This is a genomic window from Novosphingobium sp. RL4, assembly GCF_035658495.1.
In the GTDB taxonomy this organism is placed as follows: Bacteria; Pseudomonadota; Alphaproteobacteria; order Sphingomonadales; family Sphingomonadaceae; genus Novosphingobium.
In genome coordinates this window covers 3489420-3515202 of sequence record NZ_CP141944.1, presented here as the reverse complement: position 1 = coordinate 3515202, position 25783 = coordinate 3489420, and the positions used below count along the sequence as shown (strand labels likewise).

General features: G+C 66.0%; 34 protein-coding genes and 1 tRNA gene. 16 read left to right on the top strand and 19 right to left on the bottom strand.

Annotation, left to right across the window (positions count from 1 at the left end):
* Positions 1-53 precede the first annotated feature (53 nt).
* Together recF and U9J33_RS16895 are read right to left on the bottom strand one after the other, a co-directional pair.
* Positions 54-1157, bottom strand: a complete 1104-nt coding sequence (gene recF / locus U9J33_RS16900; RefSeq protein ID WP_324696897.1) for a DNA replication/repair protein RecF — start codon at positions 1155-1157, stop codon at positions 54-56.
* Between the two features lie 53 nt (positions 1158-1210).
* Entirely contained in the window at positions 1211-2050 is an 840-nt protein-coding gene (locus U9J33_RS16895; protein ID WP_324696895.1) for a queuosine precursor transporter, read from the bottom strand.
* 98 nt (positions 2051-2148) lie between these two features.
* Here U9J33_RS16895 and U9J33_RS16890 point away from each other — a divergent pair.
* The 4 genes from U9J33_RS16890 (at position 2149) to U9J33_RS16875 (ending at position 5292) form a co-directional block, all read left to right on the top strand.
* Positions 2149-2225, top strand: a tRNA-Arg gene (locus tag U9J33_RS16890).
* 258 nt (positions 2226-2483) lie between these two features.
* Positions 2484-3479, top strand: coding sequence for a bile acid:sodium symporter family protein (locus U9J33_RS16885; protein ID WP_185998294.1), 996 nt, complete (start codon positions 2484-2486; stop codon positions 3477-3479).
* Positions 3480-3531: 52 nt separating this feature from the next.
* Positions 3532-3894: a PilZ domain-containing protein gene (locus tag U9J33_RS16880; RefSeq protein WP_243692639.1), complete on the top strand. Its 363-nt coding sequence runs from the start codon at positions 3532-3534 to the stop codon at positions 3892-3894.
* Between the two features lie 135 nt (positions 3895-4029).
* Positions 4030-5292, top strand: a complete 1263-nt coding sequence (locus U9J33_RS16875) for an MFS transporter (protein WP_324696890.1) — start codon at positions 4030-4032, stop codon at positions 5290-5292.
* A 63-nt stretch (positions 5293-5355) separates the two neighbouring features.
* Here the strand turns inward: U9J33_RS16875 and U9J33_RS16870 are convergent, their stop codons facing one another.
* The 8 genes from U9J33_RS16870 to U9J33_RS16835 form a co-directional block, all read right to left on the bottom strand.
* On the bottom strand, positions 5356-6159 hold the full coding sequence (locus U9J33_RS16870; protein ID WP_132469151.1) for an NUDIX domain-containing protein: 804 nt from the start codon (positions 6157-6159) through the stop codon (positions 5356-5358).
* A 391-nt stretch (positions 6160-6550) separates the two neighbouring features.
* Positions 6551-6880: a Grx4 family monothiol glutaredoxin gene (gene grxD / locus U9J33_RS16865; RefSeq protein WP_054434738.1), complete on the bottom strand. Its 330-nt coding sequence runs from the start codon at positions 6878-6880 to the stop codon at positions 6551-6553.
* A 30-nt stretch (positions 6881-6910) separates the two neighbouring features.
* The gene (locus U9J33_RS16860; protein ID WP_054434740.1) at positions 6911-7144 is read right to left on the bottom strand and encodes a BolA/IbaG family iron-sulfur metabolism protein; all 234 of its coding nucleotides are present in this window, start codon (positions 7142-7144) and stop codon (positions 6911-6913) included.
* 23 nt (positions 7145-7167) lie between these two features.
* Positions 7168-7491, bottom strand: coding sequence for a DUF1476 domain-containing protein (locus U9J33_RS16855; protein ID WP_185998654.1), 324 nt, complete (start codon positions 7489-7491; stop codon positions 7168-7170).
* A gap of 109 nt (positions 7492-7600) precedes the next feature.
* Entirely contained in the window at positions 7601-8200 is a 600-nt protein-coding gene (leuD, locus tag U9J33_RS16850) for a 3-isopropylmalate dehydratase small subunit (protein WP_132469150.1), read from the bottom strand.
* Positions 8200-8364: a hypothetical protein gene (locus tag U9J33_RS16845; RefSeq protein WP_165913233.1), complete on the bottom strand. Its 165-nt coding sequence runs from the start codon at positions 8362-8364 to the stop codon at positions 8200-8202. The genes leuD and U9J33_RS16845 overlap by 1 nt, the downstream gene beginning before the upstream one ends.
* Before the next feature lie 7 nt (positions 8365-8371).
* Complete coding sequence (gene leuC / locus U9J33_RS16840; protein WP_324696883.1) at positions 8372-9805, bottom strand: 3-isopropylmalate dehydratase large subunit; 1434 nt, start codon at positions 9803-9805, stop codon at positions 8372-8374.
* A gap of 101 nt (positions 9806-9906) precedes the next feature.
* Complete coding sequence (locus tag U9J33_RS16835; protein WP_054434780.1) at positions 9907-10278, bottom strand: hypothetical protein; 372 nt, start codon at positions 10276-10278, stop codon at positions 9907-9909.
* A 316-nt stretch (positions 10279-10594) separates the two neighbouring features.
* Between U9J33_RS16835 and U9J33_RS16830 the strand changes: the two genes are divergently transcribed.
* From U9J33_RS16830 to U9J33_RS16820, 3 genes are all read left to right on the top strand, one after another.
* On the top strand, positions 10595-11116 hold the full coding sequence (locus U9J33_RS16830) for a sterol desaturase family protein (protein WP_324696881.1): 522 nt from the start codon (positions 10595-10597) through the stop codon (positions 11114-11116).
* A 247-nt stretch (positions 11117-11363) separates the two neighbouring features.
* Complete coding sequence (locus tag U9J33_RS16825) at positions 11364-11609, top strand: hypothetical protein (protein WP_324696879.1); 246 nt, start codon at positions 11364-11366, stop codon at positions 11607-11609.
* Positions 11610-11627: 18 nt separating this feature from the next.
* Positions 11628-13019: a L,D-transpeptidase family protein gene (locus tag U9J33_RS16820; RefSeq protein WP_324696876.1), complete on the top strand. Its 1392-nt coding sequence runs from the start codon at positions 11628-11630 to the stop codon at positions 13017-13019.
* Between the two features lie 10 nt (positions 13020-13029).
* Here U9J33_RS16820 and U9J33_RS16815 read toward each other — a convergent pair whose 3' ends face one another.
* Together U9J33_RS16815 and U9J33_RS16810 are read right to left on the bottom strand one after the other, a co-directional pair.
* Positions 13030-13389: a YbaN family protein gene (locus U9J33_RS16815; protein ID WP_054434752.1), complete on the bottom strand. Its 360-nt coding sequence runs from the start codon at positions 13387-13389 to the stop codon at positions 13030-13032.
* On the bottom strand, positions 13386-13802 hold the full coding sequence (locus U9J33_RS16810; protein WP_324696873.1) for a SufE family protein: 417 nt from the start codon (positions 13800-13802) through the stop codon (positions 13386-13388). The genes U9J33_RS16815 and U9J33_RS16810 overlap by 4 nt, the downstream gene beginning before the upstream one ends.
* A gap of 78 nt (positions 13803-13880) precedes the next feature.
* On the opposite strand from U9J33_RS16810, the gene U9J33_RS16805 reads away from it, so the two are divergent.
* On the top strand, positions 13881-15944 hold the full coding sequence (locus U9J33_RS16805) for an NAD(+) synthase (protein ID WP_324696871.1): 2064 nt from the start codon (positions 13881-13883) through the stop codon (positions 15942-15944).
* A gap of 474 nt (positions 15945-16418) precedes the next feature.
* Here U9J33_RS16805 and U9J33_RS16800 read toward each other — a convergent pair whose 3' ends face one another.
* The 7 genes from U9J33_RS16800 to U9J33_RS16770 all read right to left on the bottom strand — a co-directional run bounded on the left by U9J33_RS16800 (position 16419) and on the right by U9J33_RS16770 (position 19278).
* Entirely contained in the window at positions 16419-16658 is a 240-nt protein-coding gene (locus U9J33_RS16800) for a hypothetical protein (protein ID WP_185998657.1), read from the bottom strand.
* Positions 16655-17002 (bottom strand): hypothetical protein, encoded by a 348-nt coding sequence (locus tag U9J33_RS16795; RefSeq protein ID WP_054434782.1) that lies wholly within the window; start codon positions 17000-17002, stop codon positions 16655-16657. The genes U9J33_RS16800 and U9J33_RS16795 overlap by 4 nt, the downstream gene beginning before the upstream one ends.
* Before the next feature lie 19 nt (positions 17003-17021).
* Positions 17022-17318, bottom strand: a complete 297-nt coding sequence (locus U9J33_RS16790) for a hypothetical protein (RefSeq protein ID WP_324696866.1) — start codon at positions 17316-17318, stop codon at positions 17022-17024.
* Positions 17315-17611 carry a hypothetical protein gene (locus U9J33_RS16785; RefSeq protein WP_054434760.1) on the bottom strand — a complete coding sequence of 99 codons (297 nt, stop codon included), beginning with the start codon at positions 17609-17611 and terminating at the stop codon, positions 17315-17317. Before U9J33_RS16785 ends, U9J33_RS16790 begins: the two co-directional genes overlap by 4 nt.
* Positions 17612-17639: 28 nt before the next feature.
* The gene (locus U9J33_RS16780) at positions 17640-18065 is read right to left on the bottom strand and encodes a PspC domain-containing protein (RefSeq protein WP_054434762.1); all 426 of its coding nucleotides are present in this window, start codon (positions 18063-18065) and stop codon (positions 17640-17642) included.
* Positions 18066-18226: 161 nt separating this feature from the next.
* Complete coding sequence (pspA, locus tag U9J33_RS16775; protein WP_054434764.1) at positions 18227-19081, bottom strand: phage shock protein PspA; 855 nt, start codon at positions 19079-19081, stop codon at positions 18227-18229.
* On the bottom strand, positions 19078-19278 hold the full coding sequence (locus U9J33_RS16770) for a hypothetical protein (protein WP_054434766.1): 201 nt from the start codon (positions 19276-19278) through the stop codon (positions 19078-19080). Before U9J33_RS16770 ends, pspA begins: the two co-directional genes overlap by 4 nt.
* A 162-nt stretch (positions 19279-19440) precedes the next feature.
* Between U9J33_RS16770 and pspF the strand changes: the two genes are divergently transcribed.
* The 8 genes from pspF (at position 19441) to U9J33_RS16730 (ending at position 25770) form a co-directional block, all read left to right on the top strand.
* Positions 19441-20532 (top strand): phage shock protein operon transcriptional activator, encoded by a 1092-nt coding sequence (pspF, locus tag U9J33_RS16765; protein WP_324696861.1) that lies wholly within the window; start codon positions 19441-19443, stop codon positions 20530-20532.
* Between the two features lie 205 nt (positions 20533-20737).
* A complete protein-coding gene (locus U9J33_RS16760) occupies positions 20738-21214 on the top strand; it encodes a helix-turn-helix transcriptional regulator (RefSeq protein WP_243692638.1) in 477 nt (158 codons plus the stop codon).
* A gap of 91 nt (positions 21215-21305) precedes the next feature.
* A complete protein-coding gene (locus tag U9J33_RS16755; RefSeq protein ID WP_054434772.1) occupies positions 21306-21638 on the top strand; it encodes a hypothetical protein in 333 nt (110 codons plus the stop codon).
* An 18-nt stretch (positions 21639-21656) separates the two neighbouring features.
* Positions 21657-22160, top strand: coding sequence for a hypothetical protein (locus tag U9J33_RS16750; protein WP_132469148.1), 504 nt, complete (start codon positions 21657-21659; stop codon positions 22158-22160).
* A complete protein-coding gene (locus U9J33_RS16745; RefSeq protein ID WP_243692637.1) occupies positions 22157-22507 on the top strand; it encodes a JAB domain-containing protein in 351 nt (116 codons plus the stop codon). The genes U9J33_RS16750 and U9J33_RS16745 overlap by 4 nt, the downstream gene beginning before the upstream one ends.
* A gap of 358 nt (positions 22508-22865) precedes the next feature.
* The gene (rimP, locus tag U9J33_RS16740; protein ID WP_054438005.1) at positions 22866-23426 is read left to right on the top strand and encodes a ribosome maturation protein RimP; all 561 of its coding nucleotides are present in this window, start codon (positions 22866-22868) and stop codon (positions 23424-23426) included.
* A 3-nt stretch (positions 23427-23429) separates the two neighbouring features.
* A complete protein-coding gene (gene nusA / locus U9J33_RS16735) occupies positions 23430-25061 on the top strand; it encodes a transcription termination factor NusA (protein ID WP_132469146.1) in 1632 nt (543 codons plus the stop codon).
* Positions 25042-25770 (top strand): DUF448 domain-containing protein, encoded by a 729-nt coding sequence (locus U9J33_RS16730; RefSeq protein WP_132469145.1) that lies wholly within the window; start codon positions 25042-25044, stop codon positions 25768-25770. Before nusA ends, U9J33_RS16730 begins: the two co-directional genes overlap by 20 nt.
* Positions 25771-25783 lie beyond the last annotated feature (13 nt).

Sequence of the window (25783 nt, the reverse complement as noted above, 5' to 3'; positions counted from 1 at the left end):
GCGCTGAGCCATTTTGCCTCAAGCCTCGATGGTGTCGTTTATGAGTTTACGACCTAGTCCAGCCGGTGCACCGAACCCGAACTGACTTCCCACACGGCGGCCTCCCGGGCGATGGCATCGAAGGGGGCGAGTTCCGTGCCCGTCAGCCAGACTTGGGCCGATCCGGCGCGGAGACGGTCGAACAGAGCTTCGCGGCGAAGCGGGTCGAGATGGGCGGCAACTTCATCGAGCAGGAGCAGGCGAGGGCGTTGCTCCACACCGCTTTCCAGTAGCTGCGAATGAGCCAGCGTGATCGCGATCAGCATGGCTTTCTGCTCGCCGGTGGAGCATTCGGCGGCAGGCTGGCCTTTTCCTGCCATGGTTACGAGCATTTCGTCGCGGTGAGGGCCGGTCAAGGTGCGCTGGGCCGCGCGTTCGCGGGGGCGCCCATCGCGCAAGGCGCGGGCAAGGGCTTCGGCGTCGATCGGCCCGCCGGGCTGATAGGCGAGGGAAGGCCGCGCGAACGGCGATTCCGGTAGGGATGTGAGGGTTTCCTCAAGCCTTTGCACCAGTTCCGCGCGCGCTGCGGCAACCATTGCACCGGCTTCGGCCAGTTGCGTCTCGATTGCATCGAGCCAGCGCGGGTCGGGCGCGAGGTCGTCCGAGAGCAGGCGATTGCGTTCGCGCAGGGCATTGTCCAGCCGAGTGGCATGGCCGGCGTGATCCGGCCGGACCGCCAGGACCAGACGGTCGAGAAAGCGCCTGCGCGCGCCGGCCCCTTCCACGAAGATGCGGTCCATCGCGGGGGTCAGCCAGCCGATCGACAGCCATTCGGCAAGGCGCACCGCCGGAGCCTCGGCGCCGTTAATCTGCACGACCCTGCGGCCGGGACGTTCGGCCATGATGCCGGTTCCCAGTTGCACGGGTTCCTCCTCGGCCCCCGCCCCGGGCGTTGCCAGAGCGGCGCTTACCGCGAAGCCGCCGTCGAAGCCCTGCCCGGGCATGTCCGCCAGGCTCGCCCGCCGGAGTCCGCGTCCGGGCGAGAGCAGGGAGATGGCCTCCAGCACGTTGGTCTTGCCCGCGCCGTTTTCTCCCACGAGGAGGTTGAACTGAGCCGTGCCTTCCACCGCGGTCTCGCGGTGGTTGCGGAAACGGGACAGGAGGATGCGGTCGAGCATGGTCGCGCCGGACCTACCGGGGCGGGCCGGTCATGCCAAGCGGAAGGCGCGCTTTATTCGGGGGTTGCCACGGTCTTGCGGGTCTTGGCGAAAGGCGAGAAGTCCACGTTGCTGTCGAACACGTCCACGCCTTCACGCTTTTTGAGCCAGCCGACGACCACGTAGGTCACGGGGGTCAGCACGACTTCCCAGCCCGTCTTGATGAGCCACTGGGTCAGCGCCAGCAGAGCGATGGAATGAGGGGTGAATCCGGCCACGCCAAGGAAGGCGAGCGGATAGAACAGCGCGCTGTCCACGCCTTCGCCGAACACCGTCGATCCGATGGTGCGGGTCCACAAGTGCTTGCCCTGGGTCATGACCTTCATGCGCGCCAGCACGAAGGAGTTGACGAATTCCCCCGCCCAGAATGCGCAGACCGAGGCGAAGACGATACGCGGGGTCTGGCCGAAGATCGAATAGTAGGCCGCCTGATTGGGCGCGGTCACCTCCTTGCCGGCGACCGTATAGGTCGCCGAGGCGAGCGCCCATTCGGGGTTGGCGGGTATTTCGACCACGACCACGCTCATCAGTACCATGAACAGCAGTGCGAAGAAGCCCACCCAGATGCAGCGGCGGGCGTTGGCATAGCCGTAAACCTCGGTGAGCACATCGCCGATGATGTAGGAAACCGGGAAGAACAGCACACCGGCGCCGAATGTGACCGGCCCGATGAAGGGGAACGAAACTTCGGCCTGCTTGGCGGCGCCGATCAGGTTGGAGAGCAGCAGGATCACCACGAAGGCGACCAGCATATAGTCGAAATATCGGAAGTGGCGCCGGGCGCCGGCCATGCCGTCGATACGGGAAAGGCCTGAGCCCGAAATGCCGGGGCTTGAAGGGTCTGCTTCGCTCATCGGCTGTGCGTAACCTGCCACTGCAACGTCGCAAAGCACAACTTGCGCCGTCCATGCGGTTTGCGCTGGCGGCGAACCGCGCTATGGGGAGCCGGCGCGCGCCCGTAGCTCAGCTGGATAGAGCACGAGCCTTCTAAGCTTGGGGTCGCAGGTTCGAACCCTGCCGGGCGCGCCAATTCTCGCGAAAATAGTCATTCGGCGCCGCGTGAGGCGCGCTGCTGGGCCGGCGATCCGTAGTCAGAGATGGCCGGTGCAATAGGCCAGCAGCAGAATGATTGGAATGGGCACGCCTATCAGCCACAAAAGTCCGGAACGCATGGTAGATCCTTTCCCGAGTTGTTGAGGAGATCAACCCGTCGCCGCGCGACTTGTTCCTCGCAAGGAGGCGCTTCGGGGGCTTTTGCCGGGCGCGGCAAGGCTTTAGAGAAGCGGGATGAATCGCCTGCTTTCGCGCCTGAACATCGACCCTTATCTTCTCCTGCTGGTCTCGACGGTGGGGCTGGCCTCGGTGCTTCCGGCGCGCGGGGTCTGGGCGGATGTGGCGGGCGGGGTGGCCGATGCGGGGATCGCGCTGCTGTTCTTCCTGCACGGCGCCAAGCTCTCTCGCGAGGCTATCCTCGACGGGGCGCGGGCGTGGAAGCTGCATCTGACGGTGGCCTGCCTGACTTTCGTGCTGTTCCCGCTGATCGGCCTTGGCGTGAGTGCCATTCCGGGCCTCGAACCCTCGCTGGCAACCGGGGTGCTGTTCCTGACCCTGCTGCCCTCGACGGTGCAGAGTTCGATCGCCTTCACCGCGATTGCGGGCGGCAATGTGGCGGCGGCGGTGTGCAGCGCCTCGTTCTCGAACCTTGCGGGCATTTTCCTGACCCCGGTGCTCACCGCGCTGCTCATCACCGGCAAGGCGCAGGGCTTCTCGACCGATCCGATCGTCACGATTTCGCTCCAGCTGCTGCTGCCGTTCGTGGCGGGGCACCTGCTGCGGCCGTGGATCGGGGGCTTCGTCCAACGGCACAAGAAGCTGCTGGGCTATACGGATCGCGGTTCGATCCTGCTGGTGGTCTATACCGCGTTCGGGGCCGCCGTGCTCGAGGGACTGTGGCAGAAGGTGACGCTTTCCGAACTGGCGCTCATCGCGGCGCTTTCGCTTGGGATTCTGGCGCTCGTGATGGTGCTGGGAAATGTGCTGGGCAGGCTGCTGGGCTTCAATCACGAAGACCGCATCGTCATCCTGTTCTGCGGCTCGAAAAAGAGCCTGGCGACCGGCGTGCCGCTGGCAGGCGTGCTGTTTCCCGCCGCGCAGGTGGGCGCGATCATCCTGCCGCTGATGTTCTTCCACCAGATCCAGCTCATGGTCTGCGCCGTTCTCGCCCGAAGGCTCGCCGCCAAGGCCGAAGAGCGGAAGGGCGACGGGGCGCTTTCTCCGGCGTGATCAGGCCTTGCCACTTAAGGGTTGGTCAACCGGTTTGCGCCATAAGCAGACCATGAACCGCCCCTTCCTCCAGCGCCGCGCCGAACGACAGCCGATATCGCTGGCGGCACAATGCCGAGCGAACAATGGTTTGCACGATGGGGGGCTGCACGACGGGGGGGGCTTGCACGACGAGGGCGAGATTTCCGACCTTTCGACCGAGGGATGCTGCGTGCGAATCGCGGCGCCTTTCCTGTGTGTGGGCAGCCGTGTCGTCATCCGGCCCCAGGGTTTGGCAGGCATGACCGGCATCGTGCGCTGGCTCAGCGGCGACTTCGCCGGGATCGAGTTCGATCGCCCGCTCTTCGGCTCCGTGATCGAGCATCTGGTTCGGCTCCACCCCACGTTCGTGCCGGAGCGCCGCGCCATCGGCTGAGCGGTGCCTGGTTCGCCCCGGCGGTATCTTGCCGGGCCTCGGCCAATCTCCTCGTCAGCATCACAGGGCCACGTATCCTCCCCGGGACATAATGTCCGGCGCAAAGCCGGCACCTTCGTCTCTTGGGAGAGAGCCATGGCACATGCACCCGGTCAATCGCCGGATATTCCAAATCATCCGCTTGCCGTCCGCATGGGCGTGATCGCGGGCGTTTCGCACAATCTGGTGATCGGCACCGTGATGGGCTCCTTCGGGATCATGCTCGCTTCGGTGGAGCAACGGCTCGGTGTGAGCGCGGAAGCGGCGGCGGCCGGCATTCCGCTGGTGCTGGTCGGGTCCTGCCTGCTGGCGCCCTTCGTTGGCGTGCTGATGGCCCGGGTGTCGTTGCGGTTGCTTCTTCTGGCGGGCGCGCTGCTGACGGTGGGCGGCTACATGATGCTGGCCTTCACGCAAAGCTATGCTCTCTACCTCGTTGCCTACGGCCTGTTCTTCGGTCCGGCGCTCAGTCTGGCGGGCTCAGTCGGGCCGGCCACGCTCGTCACGCGCTGGTTCCACCGCAATCGCGGACTGGCGCTGGGCGTGGTGCATCTGCCGGTCGCCATCGCGATCATGCCCTGGCTGCTGCATGAGGCGCTCGACAGTTTCGCGCCTGGCACGCTCTATCTTGCCATCGGCCTCGTTGCGGGGGCCGTGATGATCCCGCTTTGCCTGTTGACGATCGACCATCCCCCCGGCCTCGAAACCGCTGCGCCCGTCTCGCCTGACCGTCGCACGTCGGACGGTTCGTTCAGCGTCGCGCAGCTGCTGGCCCGGCCGCGCTTCTGGGCGCTGTGCATCGCGGCGGTGGCGAGCATGACAAGTTCGGTGCTGCTGGGATCGCTTCTGGTGCCGATGGGCGAATCCTGGGGCTTCTCCCGTGCCGAATCGGCGCAGCTCCAGTCGATCATGTCGCTGGCCGGGATCGCGGGGTCGGTGCTGTTCGGCTGGCTTGCGGACAAGATCGGCGGCGGGCGTTCGCTGGCGCTGATCGGCTTCGATTGCGCGCTGCTCTGGGCGCTCCTGTTGCTGCACCCGCCTTTCGCCTTCACCGCCGTTGCGGTGGCGCTGATCGGAATGCATGGCGTCGGCGCGATCCCGACACTGGGGAGGGGGCTTTCCGACGCGTTCGGACAGGCGAGCTACAGCCGCGGGTTCGGCCTCAACTCCCTGATCAGTCTGCCCTTCGTTGCCTTTGCGGTGATCGGATCGGCAAAGGCTTTCACGCTGACCGGCAGCTACGATCTGGCGATCAAGGCGATGGTGGCCCTGTTCGTCCTGGCTATCGCTCTGGGGCTTTACGGGGCAAGTGGCCGCAAGATCGAGGGGCCGAACGCCTCGGCCGCGCCCGAGCCGGCCTGACGGGGCGAACCGGACCGGCGAGGTGCGCGGGGAACCTCGAGCCTTCCCTGCGCACCCTGCAGGTCAACCGCGATCGGCGCTGGCCTTGACCTGGCCCCGCACCGGATAGCCGTGGCCGTCCGGGATCATCAGCCATTCCTCGCCGTCCACCAGCTCTATCCGGGGATGGATGCGTTCGACCGGATGCCGGGCGATGTCCGCCAGCGCATCGTCGTGGTTCGCAAAGCGGGCCAGGCGCTCCAGATTGCGGCGCGTGGGGAATATGACCGAGATTTCCCCGCGATCCGCCATGTCGATGGCGTGGGAGGCGCTGGTCCAGAACAGGCGGGTGTTCTCCGTGGCATCCACGGTAACGTCCACCGCGCCGGTCCCGAGATCGGTGACGAAGAAGCGCGTATCGAAACCCTTGTCCCACGGCGGGCACCAGTGTGCATAGAGCGTGAGCCGCTCAGGCTCCAGCTCCCAGCCGAATTGGGCAAGGACCGGGGCGAGGCGGCCGTCCTTCAGCAGCATGTGCCGTGCTTTCGCCGCAGCCGGTGCGCTTACCGGTTGCCGGACCGCGACCATCAGGCCGGTCTCCTCCAGCGTCTCGCGGATTGCGGCGATGCGCGCGGCGGCCAGTTCGATGGGCGCGTCCGGCATGAGGTTTGCCGCCAGATCGCGGTCGGCCGGATCGACCCGTCCGCCCGGAAAGACGGCGGCGCCGCCGGCGAAGCGCATTTCGCGGGCGCGCTGGACCATCAGCAGTTCAGGCGGTTGTCCGGCTGCTTCCCCTGCGGGCCGGCGGAAGATCACGAGTGTGGCTGCTGGCACCACGCTGGGGCCGTCCGCCGGCATCGGTTCGTTGCTGGGAGTGTAGACCGTCATCCCATGGCATTCGCGCGGGGGGCCATGGGAGGCAAGCGGAATTGTCCTGCCGGCCGGGCGGCAGGATGTGTCGCTCAATTTTACAGTCATGCTGCTGGAGGATGGCCGGCCGTGCAGGGAAATCCCGGAATTTCAAGGAAATCGGGAACTGGCACGGGTCATGCTTTGTTTAAAAGGTACCTCGAGTAGTTTCGACCGAGGCGGGGCCGAAATGTCTCCCGGCCCCGCCTCCCCGAGCATTCGGTTCCCAACATCGCCAGGGCGAAGGCCTGCAACGGGCCGGACAAGGCGCCGGACGCGCGCCATGAACGGCAAAACGCCCGGGGTTTCCCCCGGGCGTTCGGAATGCCTGTTTCGCGGAAGCGCTGGAAGCGCTGGAGGCGCCCGGCGATCAGCCCTGGGTCGCGAGCCCGGTGTCGATGAAGAGCTGGTGCAGTTCGCCAGCCTCGTACATCTCCATCATGATGTCGCTGCCGCCGACGAATTCGCCCTTCACGTAGAGCTGCGGGATCGTCGGCCAATCGGAATAGGCCTTGATGCCCTGGCGGATTTCCATGTCCTGCAGAACATCGACGCTCTCGTAAGGGGCGCCGAGCTGTTCGAGGATGGCGATCGCCCGGCTGGAAAAGCCGCACTGCGGAAACAGCGGCGTGCCCTTCATGAAGAGGACGATGTCGTTGTTCTTTACAATCTCGCCGATGCGGGCGTTGACGTCGGACATTTCAGAGTACCTTCAAACTGTGCCAACAAGTCAGTTGGGAACGGCGGTGGTGAGTTGCAAGGCGTGAAGCACGCCGCCCATGCGGCCGCCCAGGGCTTCGTAGACCATCTTGTGCTGGGCGACGCGGGGCTTGCCCGCGAAGGCGGCGCTGGTCACGCGCGCGGCATAATGGTCGCCGTCTCCGGCAAGATCGGTGATCTCGACCGAAGCATCGGGCAGGGCGGCGCGGATCATGGCTTCGATTTCGCTGGCGGACATCGCCATGGCGGGGTTCCTTTTCGTTCGACTTACGCTTCGCCGAGGAAGGCGCGGCGGGCCTCGACCTGCTTGGCTTCGAGCGCGGCGCGGATTTCCCCTTCCGAAGCATCGACGCCCGCGGCGATAAGGTCGCCCAGCAGCTTGCGGATCACGTCCTCGTCGCCGGCTTCCTCGAAGTCGGCCTGGACCACGGCTTTGGCGTAAGCCTCGGTCTCGGCGGTGGAGAGGTCCATCCGGACGGCCGCCCATTCGCCCAGCAGGCGGTTGCGGCGCGCCTGGATGCGGAACTGGGTGTCGGCATCATGCACGAACTTAGCCTCTTCGGCGCGCTCGCGATCCTGGAAACTCGTCATTCGGACAACCTCGGTTAGGGCTTTATCCTGCCGATAGGGTGCGAAGCGGACGGGGGCAATGCCGATTTGCGTTACCGCGTCCCGGACCGGGTCCGGGACGACGGCCGCGTCACACGGTTGCGGGAGTTTTCGCCAGGAACGGCAGCTCGTTGCGCGCCTTGGCCTCGTGCGCCGAAATGGCATCGCCCTGCGCCATGGTCAGGCCCACTTCGTCGAGGCCGCCAAGGAGGCAGTGCTTGCGGAACGGATCGATCTCGAAGCTGTAGCGGTCCTGGAAGCGCGTGGTGACGGTCTGCGTTTCAAGGTCGATGTCGATCGGATCGGTTTGCGCCACTTCCATCAGACGGTCGATCGCCTCCTGCGGCAGTGCCACGGTGAGGATGCCGTTCTTGAAGGCATTGCCCGAGAAGATGTCCGAGAAGCTCGGCGCGATCACGCAGGTCACGCCCATGTCGAGCAGAGCCCAGGCGGCGTGCTCGCGGCTGGAGCCGCAGCCGAAGTTGTCGCCCGCGATCAGGATCGGCGCGCCCGCGAACTCGGGGTCCGCAAAGATGTTGCCCGGTTCCTTCTTCACCGCCTCGAACGCGCCCTTGCCCAGCCCTTCGCGGGTGATGGTCTTGAGCCAGTGCGCCGGGATGATGACGTCGGTGTCGACGTTCTTGCGGCCGAACGGGATGGCCCGCCCGGCGACGTGGGAGATCGCCTGCATCAATCGGTCTCGGGGGCCTGTTCGGGATGCAGCGGCTTTTCGTTCGCGCGGGCCTTGCGGCGCTTCACGAAGAGCAGGGCAGCGGCGATCGCGGCCGAGCCGATAGCGGCACCGGCGGCGAGAGCGGCCTTGCTGGCGAGGTTGTTTTCGGGATCGTTGGACATGTCGTGCTTATCCTACCAGTTCGCGCACATCGGTGAGCTTGCCCGTCACGGCGGCGGCGGCGGCCATGGCGGGGCTCATCAGGTGGGTACGGCTGCCGGGGCCCTGACGGCCGGTGAAGTTGCGGTTGCTGGTCGAGGCGCAGCGCTCGCCTGCCGGAACCTTGTCGGGATTCATGGCGAGGCAGGCCGAGCAGCCCGGTTCGCGCCATTCGAGGCCCGCGTCGATGATGATCTTGTCCAGCCCCTCGGCCTCGGCCTGCGCCTTCACGAGGCCGGAGCCGGGGACGACGATCGCCCACTTCACGTTGTCGGCCTTGTGGCGGCCCTTGAGCACTTCGGCAGCGGCGCGAATGTCCTCGATGCGGCTGTTGGTGCACGAGCCGATGAAGACGTTCTGCACTTCCACGTCCGTGAGCCGGGTGCCGGGTGTCAGGCCCATGTATTCGAGGCTGACCTTGACCGCGTCGCGCTTGGAGGCATCGGCGAAGTCTTCCGGTGCGGGCACGAAGCCGCCGATCGCCGACGTGTCCTCGGGGCTGGTGCCCCAGGTGACGGTCGGCTGGATATCCTCGGCACGGATCGAGACGGTCTTGTCGAAAGTTGCGCCTTCGTCGGTCGCGAGGCTCTTCCACCAGGCCAGGGCCTTGTCCCAGTCCTCGCCCTCGGGCGCGTAAGGACGGCCCTGGACATAGGCGAAAGTGGTCTCGTCCGGTGCGATCAGGCCGGCGCGGGCGCCGCCTTCGATCGCCATGTTGCAGACGGTCAGGCGGCCTTCGACGGACATTTCCTCGAAGACGTTGCCGCGGAATTCGATGACGTAGCCGGTGCCGCCCGCCGTGCCGATCACGCCGATGATGTGGAGCACCACGTCCTTGGGGGTGATCCCGGCGCCCAGCTTGCCGTCCACGCGGACTTCGAAGCTCTTCGACTGCTTGAGCAGCAGGGTCTGCGTGGCGAGCACATGCTCGACCTCGCTGGTGCCGATGCCGAAGGCCAACGCGCCGATGCCGCCGTGGCAGGCGGTGTGGCTGTCGCCGCAGACGATCGTGGCGCCGGGCAGCGAGAAGCCCTGCTCGGGGCCGACGACGTGGACGATGCCCTGCTCGGCATCTGTGGCGTCGATATAGCGAATGCCGAAGGCGGGCGCGTTCTTCTTCAGCGCGGCAAGCTGCTGCGCGCTTTCGGGATCGGCGATGGGCAGCACATGCCCTGCCGCGTCCTTGCGGGCCGTGGTCGGCAGGTTATGGTCGGGAACCGCAAGGGTAAGATCGGGACGACGCACCAAGCGTCCGGCCACGCGAAGGCTCTCGAAAGCCTGCGGGCTCGTCACTTCGTGGACGAGGTGCCGGTCGATATAGATGAGGTTGGTACCGTCGTCGCGCGTGTCGACGACGTGGGCGTCCCAGATCTTCTGGTAGAGGGTGCGCGGTTTCGTTGTCATGGTGAAAGCGCGATTAGGCGCGCCGGACCCGCAATTCAAGGGGAACCGGCGCGCCTTTTCGCGCAACATTATTCGCTGGGCGATCAACTGGAGCTATTTGCTCAGCGGCGATGGCCGTTGCGATCGTTCCGTTCCGCGTGGAGCGCGGCGTGTACGCGATTGATCTTGCTTTCGAGCGTCTGCATCTCGCGGGGGTTCAGTCCGCCGCGCGCGTAGCTGGCGTGCAGGCGCTGGATTTCGGCGGCATCCCGGCGCAGGCCGGTCGCTTCGCGCTGGCTGATCGTGCGGCGCGCGGCGGCGCGGTCGATCTGGCTGCGCAGGCCGGCGATGTCCGAGCGGATCTTCGCTTCGCGATTCGGCGTGTAACGGGCAGCTTCGTGGCGCGGCGCGGCTTCGGCGATGCCGGGTGCGATGGCCGAGATACCCAGCGCGGCGACGAGGGCGGGAGCGATGAAACGGGCGATCTTGCGCATGGGACTTTCCTTCTCTTTCCGGGTCTTGTTCCGTGCATTCAGATTTAGTGCGGCGAACATGAACGGGAGAAGACTGACACGTCACAGTCCTGTCGGCATTTGTAACTAAGTGTCGCGGCTCTGCTCCGGTAAGCGAGCCGGGCGACCCGAAGGGAGAGGGTAGCCTGAAAGACAAGAAGGAATGCAGGGCAGCCGCGATGGCCCCGCGCTCTCGCGGTTGCATCTGCATTCCGAACAGGCCGCCTGTCGCCGGACCTGACCCCCGGGCCCGACGCCGGACCTGACAAGCGCGCGAGGACAGGCTAGAAGCCGGTCCATGTCCATTCTTGCCGCCTGCCTTGTCGTGCTTGCCGCCGCCGCCGCGATGGAATTCGTCGCCTGGGCGAGTCACAAGTATGTGATGCACGGCTTCGGCTGGGCCTGGCACCGCGACCACCACGAGCCGCACGACGGCTTTCTGGAAAAGAACGACCTTTTCGCGCTGTTCGGCGCGGCGATCTCCATCGGCATGTTCGCGCTCGGATCGCCGCTGGTGATGGGCGAGGGGGCTTGGGAGCCGGGAACCTGGATCGGCCTTGGCGTGCTGATCTACGGCGTGATCTACACGCTGATCCATGACGGGCTCGTGCATCAGCGCTATTTCCGGTGGGTGCCCAAGCGCGGCTATGCCAAGCGGCTTGTTCAGGCGCACAAGCTTCATCACGCCACGGTGGGCAAGGAAGGCGGGGTCAGTTTCGGTTTCGTGATCGCGCGGGACCCGGCCGTGCTGAAGCGCGAACTGCGCGAGCAGCGCCAGCGCGGCATCGCCGTGCTTCGCGAGGCCGTGGAAGAACGCTGAAGGGTGGGGCTTCTGTCCGCGTGCCATGCCGCCGGGCACCCTGTTAATCTGGCGTACACTATCGAAATCGGCGTTTTTCAGGGGCTCGCGCAATCCGGCGCGAAAGTGCCACCATTCGTCTCTGCGCTGGTGGCCGCGCTATTTCCCTGATTCGCAGTCCCGATAAGCGTGACAGGGTGTCAACGGGAGCTGCGACAGTCCCGCCTCTCCCAAGCTCCGACACGGACACGAACCGGGAGGACATCGCATGAAAAAAGCACTCATCATTCTCGCCGCAGCGGGGGGCATCGCCCTGGCCGGATGCGCGAGCAAGAAGGAATCGCTTCCCCCGCCGCCGCCGCCCGGCGCCGTTCCCGGATCCGTCGCGGCCGACCGCGACGGCGACGGCATCATCGACGGTTACTACACATCCGACGGCATCTATCACCCGAACTACACGCCGCCGCCGCCTTCGCCGCCGCCCGCTCCGACCCGCACCGGTGAACGCGGCTGAGGGCGAAGCAAGCACACGATGAATTTCCGCCAGTTTCCCTGCGGCCAGACCGGGGCCGCGCTGTTCGGCCTGGCCATCCTGACCATCGGTCCGGGCTTGATATCGACGGCTCTGGCTGCTCCGGCCAGAACAGGCGTAAAGGCAGGCGCGGCGAAGCCCGCGTCGGTCAGAGCCACTGCCCCCGGTGCCGGAGCCACCGGCGCCGGGGCCATGGCAACGGCGCTGGCGATCCGGCATGAAGCTGGCGGAAAGATCGCGAAGTTCTACCAGGGCCGCGGTTTCCAGCCGGTCTGGGTTAGCAAGGGCCGCATCGGCGCGGATGCACAGGCGTTCCTGCGTTATCTCGACGAGGCGGAACTGGATGGCCTGAAGCCCTCGCGCTACGGCCCGGACAAGCTGCGCGAGGCGATCTCGCAGGCCAATCGCGGCGGGCCCGAGGACGTGGCCACTGCGGAAGTTGCGCTGTCCAGCGCCTTTGCGCGCTATGTGCGCGACATGCGCAAGGCCGGGAACGTGGGCATGACTTATGTCGGCAAGGGGCTCGCCCCGGCGAAGCTGGCCGACGATGCGATCCTGCGGGTTGCGGCGCTGAACGATTTCGGCGCCTATGTCGGCGGCATGGGCTGGATGAGCCCGCACTACCTGCGCATGCGCGACCTGCTGCGCGCCGCCGAAAACAAAGGTGCCGACGAGCGCACGATCGAGGTCGTGCGGCTCAATCTGGAGCGCGCCCGCGTGCTGCCCTCGGCGGCGGTCCGGCATATCGTGGTGGACGCGGCGACCGCGCGGCTGTGGTATTACCAGAACGGCAAGATGGTCGGCACCATGCGGGTCGTGGTGGGCGCCGAAAAGACGCAGACGCCGATGCTGGCAGGCTACATCAACTGGGCGATCTTCAACCCCTACTGGAATATCCCGGATTACCTCACGCGTGACAACGTCGCCCGCAAGATACTCTCCGGCCGCACGCTCAAGTCCATGAACATGGAAGTCCTGTCGGACTGGAGCGCCAATCCGCAAGTCGTCGATCCGGCGACGATCGACTGGCGGGCCGTGCAGGACGGCAAGGTGGACCTGCGCATTCGCGAACTGCCCGGTCCTGCCAATTCGATGGGCAAGGTGAAGTACCTGTTCCCCAACGACGAGGGCATCTACCTTCACGATACGCCGAACCGCGACCTGCTGGTCAAGGAGGACCGCCACCTCAGCAACGGCTGCATCCGCCTCGACGATGCGGAGAAGCTCGGCCGCTGGATGATGGGCAAGGCCTTCGACCGGCACGGCAAGGGGCCGGAACAGCCAGTGGTGATGCCGGCGCCGGTGCCGGTCTACCTCACCTATCTTACGGCCACGGCGACCCGGTCCGGCGTGGCGCTGCTGACTGACGTCTATGGCAGGGACCGGCGCTAGCGCCGCGATCCTATTCGGCGCGCGTCCAGATCCACGGGCCGATCGTTGCCAGCACCGCCGCCGGGATCAGGACCCAGGGCCAGCCCACGGTGAACCAGGTAAACGGGATCGAGGCGCTCATCGCCAGGATCGCGGAGACCTTGCCCTTGCGGCTGATCGCCCGGCGGTCTCGCCATTCGCGCAAGTTGTGGCCGTAATGCGGGTGGTTGTAGAGCCGCTCGGCCCATTCAGGATGGCTCTTGCCGAAGCATGCCGCCGCCAGCAGGTAGAACACCACCGTGGGCATCACCGGCAGGAAGATGCCGATCGTGCCGAGCGCCACGAAGAACAGGCCCGCCGCCATCCACAGAGGGCGGCCGAGCCGCTTCAAGACTGCTGGGTCGCGTAGCGCGCGGCGGTTTCGCGGATCAGCGCGATCATGTTCGGCACGCCCTGGGTGCGGTTGGACGAGAGCTGGTTCTTGAGGTCGAACGATTCCAGCGCGGCGGCGATGTCGGTTTCCGCCACTTCGGCGGCGGGCTTGTCCTGCACGGCGGAGATCACCAGCGAGACGATGCCCTTGGTGATCGCGGCATTGCTGTCTGCCAGGAAGTGCAGCGTGCCGTCGTCCTGCGCCATCGGATAGACCCAGACGCTGGCCGAGCAGCCGCGCACTTTGGTGGCGTCCGTCTTCAGCGCATCGGGCATGGGATCGAGTTCGGCGCCGAGGCCGATCAGCAGGCGATAGCGTTCATCGCCTTCGGAAAACTCGTATTCTTCGCGGATGTCGTCGAGGCTGCGCATGCCCTGCCATTTAAGCGCGGCGCGGGGGAGGGCAAGGGGAAGTTGCCTCTCGCTTCCGATCCTGTCAGGGATTTGCCCATGAGTGCACATCCCTTTTTCTCCCATTCATTCTTCTCGGCGCACGAACACGGCTTCGTGCGCGTCGCCACTTCCACGCCCAAGGTCCGCACCGCCGATGTCGCCTTCAATCGCGACGCCGTGCTGGCAGAGGCGCAGCGCGCGCATGACGCGCATGTGGACCTCTTGGTCTTCCCCGAACTGTGCCTCTCTTCCTACGCCATCGACGACTTGCACTTGCAGGCGGCGATGATCGAGGCGGTGGAAGCGGCCGTGGCGGAAATCGTCCACGCCAGCGCCGATCTCTCGCCCGTGCTGCTGGTCGGCGCGGCGCTGCCGCACAAGGGGCGGCTCTACAACTGCGCGCTTGCCATCGCGCATGGGCGGCTGCTGGGCGTGGTGCCCAAGTCCTATCTGCCCAACTACCGCGAGTTCTATGAAAAGCGCTGGTTCGCCAGCGGCAAGACGCTGAAGGGCCAGACCATCCGCGTGAACGGGCAGGACGTGCCCTTCGGCGTCGATCTGGTCTTCGCGTCCGAAGTGCTGCCCAACTTCCGCTTCTTCATCGAGATCTGCGAGGATATCTGGGCCGCCACCCCGCCCAGTTCGCACGGCGCGCTCGCCGGGGCGACGATCCTGTGCAACCTCTCGGCTTCCAACATCGTCATCGGCAAGTCGGACGAACGGCACTTGCTCTGCCGCTCGCAGTCCGCCCGCGCGACGGCGGCCTATATCTACTCCGCCGCCGGGCATGGCGAGAGCACGACCGATCTTGCCTGGGACGGGCAGGGCATCATCTACGAACTGGGCGACCTTCTGGCCGAGAGCGAGCGCTTCTCGCTGGAGGCGGAACTGTGCATCGCCGACGTCGATGTGGACCGCATCGTCATGGACCGGATGCGCGTGCCCACCTTCAACGACGCGGCCGAAGTGGCGGGCAATCCCGACGAGACTTTCCGCACCGTGCCTTTCCGCCATGCTCCGGCGGGCGGCGACATCGGGTTGATCCGCCCGGTCTCGCGCTTCCCCTTCGTGCCCTCGCGCGCCGACAAGCTGGATGCCGACTGCTACGAGGCGTTCAACATCCAGGTCGACGGCCTGATGCGCCGGATCGAGGCTACGGGCGCCAAGTCCATGGTGATCGGCATCTCGGGCGGGCTCGATTCGACCCATGCGCTGATCGTCGCCGCCCGCGCCTGCGACCGGCTGGGCCTGCCGCGCACCTTCATTCGCGGCTACACGATGCCCGGTTTCGCCACCAGCGACGGCACCAAGTCCAACGCCTGGAAGCTGATGAACGCCGTTGGCATCACTGCCGAGGAGATCGATATCCGCCCCGCGGCGACGACGATGCTGCAGGACATCGGCCACGCTTTCTCGAACGGCGAGCCCGTCTACGACGTGACCTTCGAGAACGTGCAGGCGGGCCTGCGCACCGATTACCTGTTCCGCCTCGCCAACCAGCACGACGGTTTCGTGATCGGCACCGGAGACTTGTCCGAACTGGCGCTCGGCTGGTGCACTTACGGCGTTGGTGACCAGATGAGCCACTACACGGTCAACGCGGGCGTGCCCAAGACGCTGATCCAGTACCTGATCCGCTGGTGCGCGACGACGGACCAGTTCGGCGCGGAGACCGAGGAGGTGCTGCTCGCCATCCTCGGCACCGAGATCTCGCCGGAACTGGTGCCGGCAGGGGCGGACGGCGCGATCCAGAGCACCGAGGCGAAGATCGGGCCTTATGAACTGAACGACTTTTTCCTGCACCACATCGTGCGCTTCGGACAGAAGCCCTCGAAAGTCGCCTTCCTCGCGCTCCATGCATGGCGCGATGCGGCGGCGGGGACGTGGCCAGCCGGCTTCGCGGAGGATCGCCGGAACGAATACGACCTCGCCACGATCCGGTCCTGGCTGGAGAAGTTCCTGCGGCGCTTCTTCGCCTTCAGCCAGTTCAAGCGCTCTGCCGTGCCGAACGGGCCGAAAGTCTCCTCCGGCGGCGCGCTGTCCCCACGCGGAGACTGGCGCGCGCCGTCCGATGCCAGCGCGGCGGTGTGGCTGGCGGAACTGGACGCGCGGGTTCCCTGAGCCCGGCAGGCCCGGACCGAAGACATGGCAATGCACCCGCTGGCGAATGCGGGGTAACGCCGGAAGGGGGAAGCCCCGTAAAGCCTGATGAACATCGGGCCGGCGAGGGATGCCCGTCTGTGGAAGACCGGGCGGGAGTTCTGCCTGCTCTTGCGAATGGCCGGATAGCGGCAATGCCAGTCCGGCTCGGCCCTGTCGGAACGGTTCGGGTGCGACGGCGCGGGGCTCGCGTCGGCCTCGACCCAGGGTGGTCCGGGAAACCGCTCCGGCTTGGGAGCGGCGGGCCGGGCACGCGGATGAACCGGTCCGGTCGGACGGAGGGGTGCCTGGCCGAGGCGGATGCCCGCGCCTTCCGGCTTCCCTGCGCCGACCCGATACACCGCTGGCCCTTGCGCTTCGGGCCGAACGGATGGGCCGGGGTTATAACCTATTTGGTTAAATTTGTCAAGATCGGCCCCGGATCGCCCGGCGGCGTCAATCCCGGAGCGCGTCGATCTCGCGCGCGAGATCCCTTTCGCGGCGGTCGTCCGTGGCGATACGTTCGAGCACGGCGATGCGCTTGCGCAGGTTCTCGACCTCGCTCTCCAGTTCGTGTTCGCGTTCGCTGTGGTCGTCCAGTCGGAAGCCCGGCTTTTCGCCCCTCAGCTTCTGCGCGCGCAGCCACGTGACCGAGGCTATCGCGAAAATGACGACTACGGCAGTCCAGAAACTCATTGCGTCACCTCGTGGCCGATCCCGTTGCGGGCTTCCCGCAGGCCTTCGATCTGGCGCGCTACATCATAACCCTGATCCGTGACAATCCGTTCGACGCTGGCGAGGCGGTCCTTTATCGAGCCGATCTCGGCACGAAGCTGGGCGTTTTCCTGGGTGAGGAGCTGCACCCGCGCCTGCGCCTCGCCGTCGTTCTTGGGATAGATCGCCTTGCCCCAGGAGTTTTCCAGCGGATAGCCGTGGCGCATGCGCAGCCAGTTGTTGAAGATCCATCCGCCCACGCCCAGCGCGGTGGCGGCAACGATCACCGGGGAGAGCACTTCCAGGGTTGCATAGTCGAGAGCCATGTCCGTCAGGTTCCCTTGTTCAGTTCGCGCGCGGCTCGCCGTCGGCGGTGCGCAGGGATTCGATCTGGCGCGCGGTGTCCCATGCGCCGTCGGTGATGATGGTTTCGAGCGCGCGCAGGCGCTGCTCGATCCCGGCATTATGCGTGGCGTGGCGGGCGGCCTGTTCGGCGGCGATCCGGGCGGACTGCCCCGCCGCGATCTCCAGCTTGCGTTCGAGGAAGGCGAGCCGCCGCTTGTAGGCCCCGGCAAGGATCGCGGAGATCGCGATCATGCTGGCCATGACGGCGGCAAGCCCCATGAAGTCCCCGAAGCTCACTGGCGGGTCGCCTTTTCCCCGGCGGTCTTCTCCACATCGCGCTTTTCCACTTCGCGAATGTCGCGCAGCGCCTCGATCTGGAGCGCGGTGTCGTAGCTGCCGTCGGTGATGATCCGTTCGAGCACGCGCACGCGCTCTTCCAGTTCCTTCGAGTGCGAGGCGTATTGCGCGGCCTTCTCGGCGGTTGCCTGGACCTGCAGTTCGGCCATCTTGCGCTGGTGGCGCGTCCAGATCGCAAAGCCGCCGATGATGAACGGTGCCAGCGGGATGAGCGCCCAGATCGAGTCTTCCATAATGGTGTCCCTGTTGCCCGTGCGCCTGTCAGCGCAGGCTGTCGATTTCGGCGGCGAGGCGCGAGTTGCTGCTGGTGTAGTGCGCTTCCATCTCGGCGACGCGGCGGTCGATGTCAGAGAGTTCGCTGCGCAAGTGGCCCGAACGGTTGAGGGCGGAACGGCCGGAGGTGCCGCGCATCAGGTTATGGCCGAAGCCCTGCCGGTTGCGGCGGCGTTCCATGCGGCGCAGCAGGCGCTCTTCCTCGTCCTCGCTGTAGAGGCTCATCGGCCGCTTGTCCGCCAGCACGGCGACCGCGATGTAGATCGGGATCGTCACGAAGGAGACGAAGAAGGTGAGCATCACGGCCGCGATGCGGATCCAGAGCGTGTCGACCCCGGTATAGTCGGCGATACCGGAGCAGACGCCGGCGAGCTTGGCGTTCGACTTGTCGAGATAGAATTGTCCGCGTGACACTGGTTTTCCCTTTCCCCTTGCGGCTGACCCCGGACCTGGCCGGGCCGCCGCCGATGACGCTGGTGAGGCCTGCCGTCCCTTCAGGTCCGGCTGTCCCCGTTTTCCCGGTCATGGCCCTTCGCGGGCGGCATGCACCTGCCGGGATGCCAGGTGCGCCGCTGTTATTCCGATGTCGCCTTGCCGGCGCCCATGGCGCGCTTCATCTCGGCGAGTTCGGCATCGATCCTGTCGCCATCCTCGAGCGCGGCGATTTCATCGGCGAGCGAGGGCTGGCGCTTGTCGGACAGGCTCATCGCCTCGGCTCGGCCTTCGGCATAGTCGACGCGGCGTTCGAGCTGTTCGAAGCGGACCAGCGCCTCGTCCACGCGCTCGCTGGACAGCAGGGTGCGCAGCTTGACGCGATTCTCGGCGCTCTGCAAGCGGGCGGCGATCGAGGACTGGCGGCTGCGGGCCTCGCGCAGGCGGTTCTGGAGCTTCTCGATGTCCTCCTCGTAAGCGCGCAGGGCATCGTCGAGCACGGCGATCTCGGTTCGGAGCTGTTCGGCCATCTCGGCGGCCTTCTTGCGTTCGAGCAGGGCGGCGCGGGCAAGGTCCTCGCGGTCCTTGCTCAGCGCGAGCTGGGCCTTGTCGCCCCAGTCGGCCTGGAGCTTGTCGAGCTTGCCGACGTGGCGGCGCAGTTCCTTCTGGTCGGCGATGGTGCGCGCGCTGCTGGTGCGGACCTCGACGAGGGTTTCCTCCATCTCCAGGATGATGAGGCGGATCATCTTGCCCGGGTCTTCCGCCTTGTCGAGCATGTCGTTGAAGTTGGCGGCGATGATGTCGCGAGTGCGGGAGAAGATGCCCATCCTGGCGGTTCCTTTGATCGAGGCGGCATTGAATGCACGATTGAAACTGGCGGCCCTGTAACCCGGGCCCGAGGAGCCCTGATCGAACCGGTAAGCGCGTCCGGCGCCGAATGCCGGTGCGTCCGGTGCCGGGTTCTGCAGGATTTCGATTTCCGCGTCGAGCCTGCTCACTGCAGCGGAACTCCGCAGATCGGCGCCGCGGCGTGAGCCTTGGTGGCGAACTGGTCGCTCATGACGGCGAGGTTCAGCGTGCCCATGGCGAGCACGGCGGCGATGACCGCCCAGTCAAGCTTGCTGCGTGTCCCGGAACCGGCCTGCTGGAAGCTGGCCTGCTTGCGGTCGGCGATGCTGGCTTCGTGGAAAGGCATGTTTTCAAGTCCTTGCTTCGGGTCGCGTTGAATTTGTCCTTCACATCGCAAGGGGCGTGCCAAATTGCGCAGAGGGCGGATTTCCGCGATTTCAGGGACTTGCGGTGCGCGCCTGCAAAAGATGAATTGCCAATGAATGGGAAATTTCGCTAATATTCGGGAATGGAGCGCGACGTTCAGTTCATCGGCCAGTCCATGGCCTTTCTCGATGCGGTGGAGCGCGCCAGCCGTGCGGCCGCGGTGCGGCGGCCGGTGCTCGTCATCGGCGAGCGCGGCACCGGCAAGGAACTGATCGCCCAGCGCCTCCACCACTTGTCCCCCCGCTGGGGAGAGCCGCTCATCACCATGAACTGCGCGGCCTTGCCGGAAACCCTGATCGAGGCGGAATTGTTCGGGCACGAGGCCGGGGCTTTCACCGGGGCTGTCCGCGCGCGGGCCGGACGGTTCGAGGAGGCCGACCGGGGCACGCTGTTCCTCGATGAGCTGGGCACGCTTTCGATGGCCGCGCAGGAGCGGCTGCTGCGCGCGGTCGAATATGGCGAGATCGCGCGGATCGGCGCCTCGCGGCCGGTGCAGGTCGATGTGCGGGTGGTGGCGGCCACCAATGCCGATCTCCCGCGGATGGCCGAAGAGGGCAGGTTCCGTGCCGACCTGCTGGACCGGCTCAGCTTCGAGGTCATCAACCTGCCGCCGCTCCGGGCGCGGGAAGGGGATGTCTACGAACTTGCCGACTATTACGGGCGGCGCATGGCAAGCGAGCTGGAGTGGGAGGCGTGGCCTGGTTTCACGCCCGGCGCCGTCGCCGTTCTGGAAGCCCATGCCTGGCCGGGAAACGTGCGCGAACTGCGCAATGTCGTGGAGCGTGCGGTCTATCGCTGGGGCAATGAGCATGAACCGATCGCCCGGATCGTGTTCGACCCCTTCGAGAACCCGTGGCGTCTGCCTTCGGCCGAAGCGCGGCCGTCCGCCGCTCCGGTGGCGGATGGGGATGTTGGCAAACCCGTGCTTCCGCCCACGCCTTCGTTTTCGTCCCCGCCTTCGTCTTCGCTTTCGCCCTCGCCCTCATCCGTGCCTTCGGGGGCGGGGTTGCGGGCCAGTGTCGAGGCGTACGAGCGCGGGCTGCTTGTCGAGGCGCTGGAGCGTCATCGCTGGAACCAGCGGCGCGCGGCGAGTGCGATCGGGCTGACTTACGACCAGTTGCGCCATTGCATGAAGAAGCATCGGCTTGCCGAGCCCGCCAGGACGCAGGACTGATCTCGCCCGGGACCGAATCGCACCAGTCCTCGTGCGGCGGCGAAGGTGAATCTGCCAGTTGATATTAAGTCGGATAATTCCCAACTTCACGGCTAATGTAATTTTACCTATAGATAAGTTCAGTATAGTGCGCCGAATGCGCAAATTGAGGGCAAACGTGCACGACGTAGCCGACGCTTCCGAAGCGACAGGGTTGTTGGAAAACTTGACGGCCAAGCAGGTCGAGGTGCTCGATCTGCTGGCGATGCACCGCACGACCAAGGAAATCGCGAGGGAACTGCGCATCGCCCCCAATACCGTGGACCAGCGCATCGCCGCGGTGCGTGACAAGTGGGGCACCGTCAACCGCAAGGATACCGCCCGCCTCTATGCCCGGCTCGTGGAGCTATGTGGCAAATCCACATATGACTTTTCCCGTATCGACGCAGGAGGCGGCGAGGGGGATGACGATGAACAGGATCTGCCGATCGATCCGGTTTTCGTCCTTTCCGATGCCAGGCCCATGGCCCGTCACCCGGACTGGTTCGACACCCGGATGCCAGAGCCGGTGGGACTGGAGGCTTTCGATGCGAAATTCGGAAGGGTGGGGCGCGTAGCGGCGGTTTTCGTACTGGCCTTGATGATGGCGGTGACCCTGGCGGCTACGCTGGCGATCGCCCAGGCTCTGGGAAAACTGCTCTGACACGCTCCGGCTGACCGGCTTTCGGGAAAGCCTTCGTTTTTCCGACAGCCGTTTTCCGACAGTGGGCCCCGAGGCCCGAGGAGCTTGATCGATGACACCCGAAATTGCCAGCCTGCGGATCGCGCGCAGCATCCGGTCGGTTGAGGACGACATGGACGAACTGCTCGCCAAGGCGGGTGAACTTCTCGCCGAAATCGCCCGTGCCCGCGTGGCCACCGATAACGTGGCGCATCTCGGCCAGCGCCCGATGGCGCGCGTCGCCAACATGCAGCGCAGCCTGATCGAGGCGCGCTCCGAACTGGTGCGGGCGCACGGCGACCTCTCGAAACTTGCCGAGACCATGGACATCCCCATCCGCTGCCCTGAAAAGAATATGGTCGACACGGATGAATCGGCCCGGACCGCTGCGATGGCGGCGGCCTGATCGCTGGCGGGGGTGCATTTGGAGAATACGGAACAGCAGGCATTCTTCCTGGTGCTCGTCCTGGCGGTTTCCTTCTCGTTGTGGAGGGGCGGCGGGCCGGAGCGCTGGGGCGCCGGAGTGATCCTGGCGATGGTGCTGTTGCAACTGGGCGGGGAAAGCCTGTTGCCCAGTGGTTTCACCAGTGTGGACCCGCTTTCGTTTCTGACGGATGCGGTGGGGGCGGCCGGCTTCGGCGCCCTTGCCCTTCAGGCGCGGAGAGTCTGGCCGATATGGGCAGCGTCGTTGCAGCTTCTGAGCCTGAGCGCGCATTTCGCGCGGTGGGCGGATATCGGGGTTCCTCCCACGGTCTACGCCGTCATGCGCGGGACTCCGACGTTCCTGGTCTTGCTGGCGATGGCGGTCGGTACGATCCTCCATGCCTCTCGCAAGCGGCGGAATGGCAGCGATCCCTCGTGGCAGGACTGGTCCCGGGTTGCAGCCGGGTCCGTCCGTTATCGCGGCGGTTACTCGAAACCCTGGTGACTCATCTGGGCTGCCTGCGCAGCGAAGTGATGCTGGAACTGCCGTTCGGGGAAGACGGTCGGCTGATCGGGCAGGTGGTCTGCACCGCCGGCGGCGTGGCCGCGATCCGCGCCGCCTGCCGCCCGCTGCTGCGGCGAACGCAGGCCTGCGGGGCGACGGGGCTGCTGCTGGTCCACAACCATCCTTCCGGCGATCCCCGCCCGAGCCGGGCGGACGTGATCGCGACGCGGGGGCTGTCGATGTTGTGCCGGAGCGCGCGAATCGAATTCTACGACCATCTCGTGATCGGCGGGCGCCGCGCGCTCTCGATGCGGCGGGCGGACCTGATGAACCGCGAGGTGGCATGACATAGGCGTTTCCGGCGGGCGGCCCTCCCCCCGCCGGACGCAGGCCGGGCGGGTCCCCCCCCACCCGAAACTCGCCCGGCCTGCACTTTCATGTACTTGCCGTCCCGCTCCCCGGGTGAGGGGCCATGGCGGCTGGGCCGCGTCCGCGAAATCCCGCAAGAGGCGGATTTTTCCGCCGCCGCCGGGGGCGCGCGCAGGGCCAAGACTCTCTCTTGCATTTTTCCGGCGATGGGCTTATCTGCGCCTCATCCCGACATTGGTGAAACAAGGTTCGGGCTGGCGCCGGAAGGGGCCGGCGCGAAACTGCGTGGCACCTGATGTCGCTTCGATCATCGCGAATCTTACCGGAGAACTGGGCTTGGCCGACATTGCACGCATTACCGAAGTCATCGAGCCGGAGGTAAAGGCCCTCGGATTCGATCTCGTGCGCGTGCGAATCTTCGGCAAGAGCGAAGTGGGCGATGACGAGATCGCGCTCCAGATCATGGCCGAGAACCCGGCGACGGGCCAGCTCGTGATCGATGACTGCGTGAAGCTCTCGCACCGCGTCTCGGACCGCATGGACGCGCTCGAGGAAGCCGGTGAAGTCCTGATCAGCGAAGCCTACCGCCTCGAAGTCAGCTCGCCGGGCATCGACCGTCCGCTCACCCGTCCGCAGGACTATGTGAACTGGGCCGGGCACGAAGCCAAGGTCACGCTGACGGCGCCGGTGGAAGGCAATCGCAAGACGCTCCAGGGCGATCTGGTGGGCCTCGAAGGCGAAGTGGTGACGCTGGACGATCGCAAGTCGGGCCGCGTGACCTTTCCGCTCAGTGATATTCATTCCGCAAGGCTTGTCCTCACCGACAGGCTGATCGCAGCAACCCGCCCGCTGGACGACAGCGGGGCCGACGAGATTGTCGAGGAACAGGAAGACTAAGCCATGGCCAGTGCGATTTCCGCCAACCGCGCCGAGCTGCTCGCGATCGCGAACTCCGTCGCTTCGGAAAAGATGATCGACAAGTCGATCGTCATCGAGGCGATGGAAGAAGCCATCCAGAAGTCGGCCCGCAACCGCTACGGTGCGGAAAACGACATTCGCGCGAAGCTCGATCCGCGCACCGGTGACCTGCGTCTCTGGCGCGTCGTCGAAGTGGTCGAGAACGTCGAGGACTACTTCAAGCAGGTCGATCTCAAGCAGGCCGACAAGCTCCAGAAGGGCGCGCAGCTCGGCGACTTCATCGTCGATCCGCTGCCCCCGGTCGATCTCGGCCGCATCGACGCCCAGTCGGCCAAGCAGGTGATCTTCCAGAAGGTCCGCGACGCCGAGCGTGATCGCCAGTACGAGGAATTCAAGGATCGCGCGGGTGAAGTCATCACCGGCGTCATCAAGTCGGTCGAATTCGGCCACGTGATCGTCAATCTCGGCCGCGCCGAGGGCGTCATCCGCCGCGACCAGCAGATCCCCCGCGAAGCCGCCCGCGTCGGCGAGCGCGTCCGCGCGCTGGTCATGCGCGTCGAGCGCCAGAACCGCGGTCCGCAGATCTTCCTTTCCCGCGCGCACCCGGACTTCATGAAGAAGCTCTTCGCGCAGGAAGTGCCCGAAATCTACGACGGCATCATCGAGATCAAGGCCGCTGCCCGCGATCCGGGCTCGCGCGCCAAGATCGGCGTGATCAGCAACGATCACTCGATCGACCCGGTCGGCGCCTGCGTCGGCATGAAGGGCAGCCGCGTGCAGGCCGTCGTGCAGGAACTGCAGGGCGAGAAGATCGACATCATCCCCTGGAGCGAGGATACCGCGACTTTCGTCGTCAACGCGCTCCAGCCCGCGACCGTCAGCCGCGTCGTCATCGACGAGGAAGAAAGCCGCATCGAAGTCGTCGTGCCCGATGACCAGCTTTCGCTGGCAATCGGCCGCCGCGGCCAGAACGTGCGTCTGGCCTCGCAGCTGACCGCTTCGCAGATCGACATCATGACCGAGGCCGAGGCTTCGGAAAAGCGCCAGAAGGAATTCACCGAGCGCTCCAAGATGTTCGAGGAAGAGCTCGACGTCGACGAAACCCTCTCGCAGCTGCTGGTGGCCGAAGGCTTCAGCGAGCTGGAGGAAGTGGGCTACATCGAGCTGAACGAACTGGCCGCGATCGAGGGCTTCGACGAGGAACTCGCCGAGGAACTGCAGAGCCGCGCCCTCGAAGCGCTCGAGCGCCGCGAGGAAGCGAGCCGCGAGGAACGCCGCGCGCTCGGCGTCGAGGACGCACTGGCCGAACTGCCGCACCTCACCGAGGCCATGCTGGTGGTTCTGGGCAAGGCGGGCATCAAGACGCTGGACGACCTGGCCGATCTCGCCACGGACGAGCTCATCGCCAAGAAGCGCTCCGAGCAGCGCCGCCGCGACGGTTCGGTGAACCGCCGCGCGCGTGACGAAGACAAGGGCGGCGTACTCGGCGAGTACGGCCTGAACGAAGAACAGGGTAACGAAATCATCATGGCAGCTCGCGCCCACTGGTTCGAGGACTCGGAAGAGTCCGAACCGCAGACCGAGGAGGCCGCCGATGCGGAATCCTCGCAATGAGCGCGTAAGCTCCGACATTGACGGCGCCGGCCCGGAGAGGAAATGCATTCTCTCCGGTGAGATCGGTGCGCGTGAGGACTTCATCCGTCTGGCGATCTCGCCGGACGGATTGGTCCTTCCCGACATCCACGCGCGTGCCCCCGGGCGCGGCGCGTGGATTGGCGTTTCTCGTTCGGACCTTGAAAAATCGCTCGAGAAGGGCAAATTGAAAGGGGCGATGGCGCGTGCCTACAAAGGCGCGCCGCTGGCCATCCCCGAAGACCTTGCCGATCGGATCGAACAGGCGCTTGTCCGCGCACTGGCCGATCGGCTGGGCCTCGAACTGAAATCGGGCAGGCTGCTCATGGGCTCGGACCGCATCGCGCAGAACGCGCGTGAGGGCCGGGTCGCTTGGCTTGCCCACGCCGCCGATGCGAGCGAAGACGGCTCGCGCAAGCTCGACCAGGCCTGGAGAGTCGGGAGCGAGGCGGAAGGAAGCGGTCTAAAGGGCATACGCTTGCCTCTGGACCGGGAGACGCTGTCTGTGGCATTGGGCCGCGACAACGTCGTTCACCTGGCGCTGAACGATCGCGGAGCGGCTCAACGAGTCGCATCGCTGCTGCAGCGCCTTCTGCATTTCCAGGGGCAGCCCCGCACCGAGACGGACGGGGACGGTATGGATGGTGGCAACGGGCCGGCACGCAGCGCCGCGCCCGAGGCGACGAATTGAGACTGAAGGGCAC

What these genes read in the sequence shown, in the direction of transcription:
- U9J33_RS16875 (WP_324696890.1), top strand. Translation starts at nt 4,030, where the DNA reads ATGGCACATGCACCCGGTCAATCGCCGGATATTCCAAATCATCCGCTT.
- U9J33_RS16885 (WP_185998294.1), top strand. Translation starts at nt 2,484, where the DNA reads ATGAATCGCCTGCTTTCGCGCCTGAACATCGACCCTTATCTTCTCCTG.
- U9J33_RS16810 (WP_324696873.1), bottom strand. Translation starts at nt 13,802, where the DNA reads ATGCGCAGCCTCGACGACATCCGCGAAGAATACGAGTTTTCCGAAGGC.
- U9J33_RS16835 (WP_054434780.1), bottom strand. Translation starts at nt 10,278, where the DNA reads ATGCGCAAGATCGCCCGTTTCATCGCTCCCGCCCTCGTCGCCGCGCTG.
- pspF (WP_324696861.1), top strand. Translation starts at nt 19,441, where the DNA reads ATGGAGCGCGACGTTCAGTTCATCGGCCAGTCCATGGCCTTTCTCGAT.
- U9J33_RS16800 (WP_185998657.1), bottom strand. Translation starts at nt 16,658, where the DNA reads ATGAGTTTCTGGACTGCCGTAGTCGTCATTTTCGCGATAGCCTCGGTC.
- U9J33_RS16795 (WP_054434782.1), bottom strand. Translation starts at nt 17,002, where the DNA reads ATGGCTCTCGACTATGCAACCCTGGAAGTGCTCTCCCCGGTGATCGTT.
- U9J33_RS16820 (WP_324696876.1), top strand. Translation starts at nt 11,628, where the DNA reads ATGAATTTCCGCCAGTTTCCCTGCGGCCAGACCGGGGCCGCGCTGTTC.
- leuC (WP_324696883.1), bottom strand. Translation starts at nt 9,805, where the DNA reads ATGACAACGAAACCGCGCACCCTCTACCAGAAGATCTGGGACGCCCAC.
- U9J33_RS16860 (WP_054434740.1), bottom strand. Translation starts at nt 7,144, where the DNA reads ATGGCGATGTCCGCCAGCGAAATCGAAGCCATGATCCGCGCCGCCCTG.
- U9J33_RS16880 (WP_243692639.1), top strand. Translation starts at nt 3,532, where the DNA reads ATGAACCGCCCCTTCCTCCAGCGCCGCGCCGAACGACAGCCGATATCG.
- U9J33_RS16855 (WP_185998654.1), bottom strand. Translation starts at nt 7,491, where the DNA reads ATGACGAGTTTCCAGGATCGCGAGCGCGCCGAAGAGGCTAAGTTCGTG.
- U9J33_RS16830 (WP_324696881.1), top strand. Translation starts at nt 10,595, where the DNA reads ATGTCCATTCTTGCCGCCTGCCTTGTCGTGCTTGCCGCCGCCGCCGCG.
- U9J33_RS16870 (WP_132469151.1), bottom strand. Translation starts at nt 6,159, where the DNA reads ATGACGGTCTACACTCCCAGCAACGAACCGATGCCGGCGGACGGCCCC.
- U9J33_RS16730 (WP_132469145.1), top strand. Translation starts at nt 25,042, where the DNA reads ATGCGGAATCCTCGCAATGAGCGCGTAAGCTCCGACATTGACGGCGCC.
- grxD (WP_054434738.1), bottom strand. Translation starts at nt 6,880, where the DNA reads ATGTCCGACGTCAACGCCCGCATCGGCGAGATTGTAAAGAACAACGAC.
- nusA (WP_132469146.1), top strand. Translation starts at nt 23,430, where the DNA reads ATGGCCAGTGCGATTTCCGCCAACCGCGCCGAGCTGCTCGCGATCGCG.
- U9J33_RS16845 (WP_165913233.1), bottom strand. Translation starts at nt 8,364, where the DNA reads ATGTCCAACGATCCCGAAAACAACCTCGCCAGCAAGGCCGCTCTCGCC.
- leuD (WP_132469150.1), bottom strand. Translation starts at nt 8,200, where the DNA reads ATGCAGGCGATCTCCCACGTCGCCGGGCGGGCCATCCCGTTCGGCCGC.
- U9J33_RS16825 (WP_324696879.1), top strand. Translation starts at nt 11,364, where the DNA reads ATGAAAAAAGCACTCATCATTCTCGCCGCAGCGGGGGGCATCGCCCTG.
- U9J33_RS16895 (WP_324696895.1), bottom strand. Translation starts at nt 2,050, where the DNA reads ATGAGCGAAGCAGACCCTTCAAGCCCCGGCATTTCGGGCTCAGGCCTT.
- U9J33_RS16805 (WP_324696871.1), top strand. Translation starts at nt 13,881, where the DNA reads ATGAGTGCACATCCCTTTTTCTCCCATTCATTCTTCTCGGCGCACGAA.
- U9J33_RS16755 (WP_054434772.1), top strand. Translation starts at nt 21,306, where the DNA reads ATGACACCCGAAATTGCCAGCCTGCGGATCGCGCGCAGCATCCGGTCG.
- recF (WP_324696897.1), bottom strand. Translation starts at nt 1,157, where the DNA reads ATGCTCGACCGCATCCTCCTGTCCCGTTTCCGCAACCACCGCGAGACC.
- U9J33_RS16770 (WP_054434766.1), bottom strand. Translation starts at nt 19,278, where the DNA reads ATGCCTTTCCACGAAGCCAGCATCGCCGACCGCAAGCAGGCCAGCTTC.
- U9J33_RS16785 (WP_054434760.1), bottom strand. Translation starts at nt 17,611, where the DNA reads ATGGAAGACTCGATCTGGGCGCTCATCCCGCTGGCACCGTTCATCATC.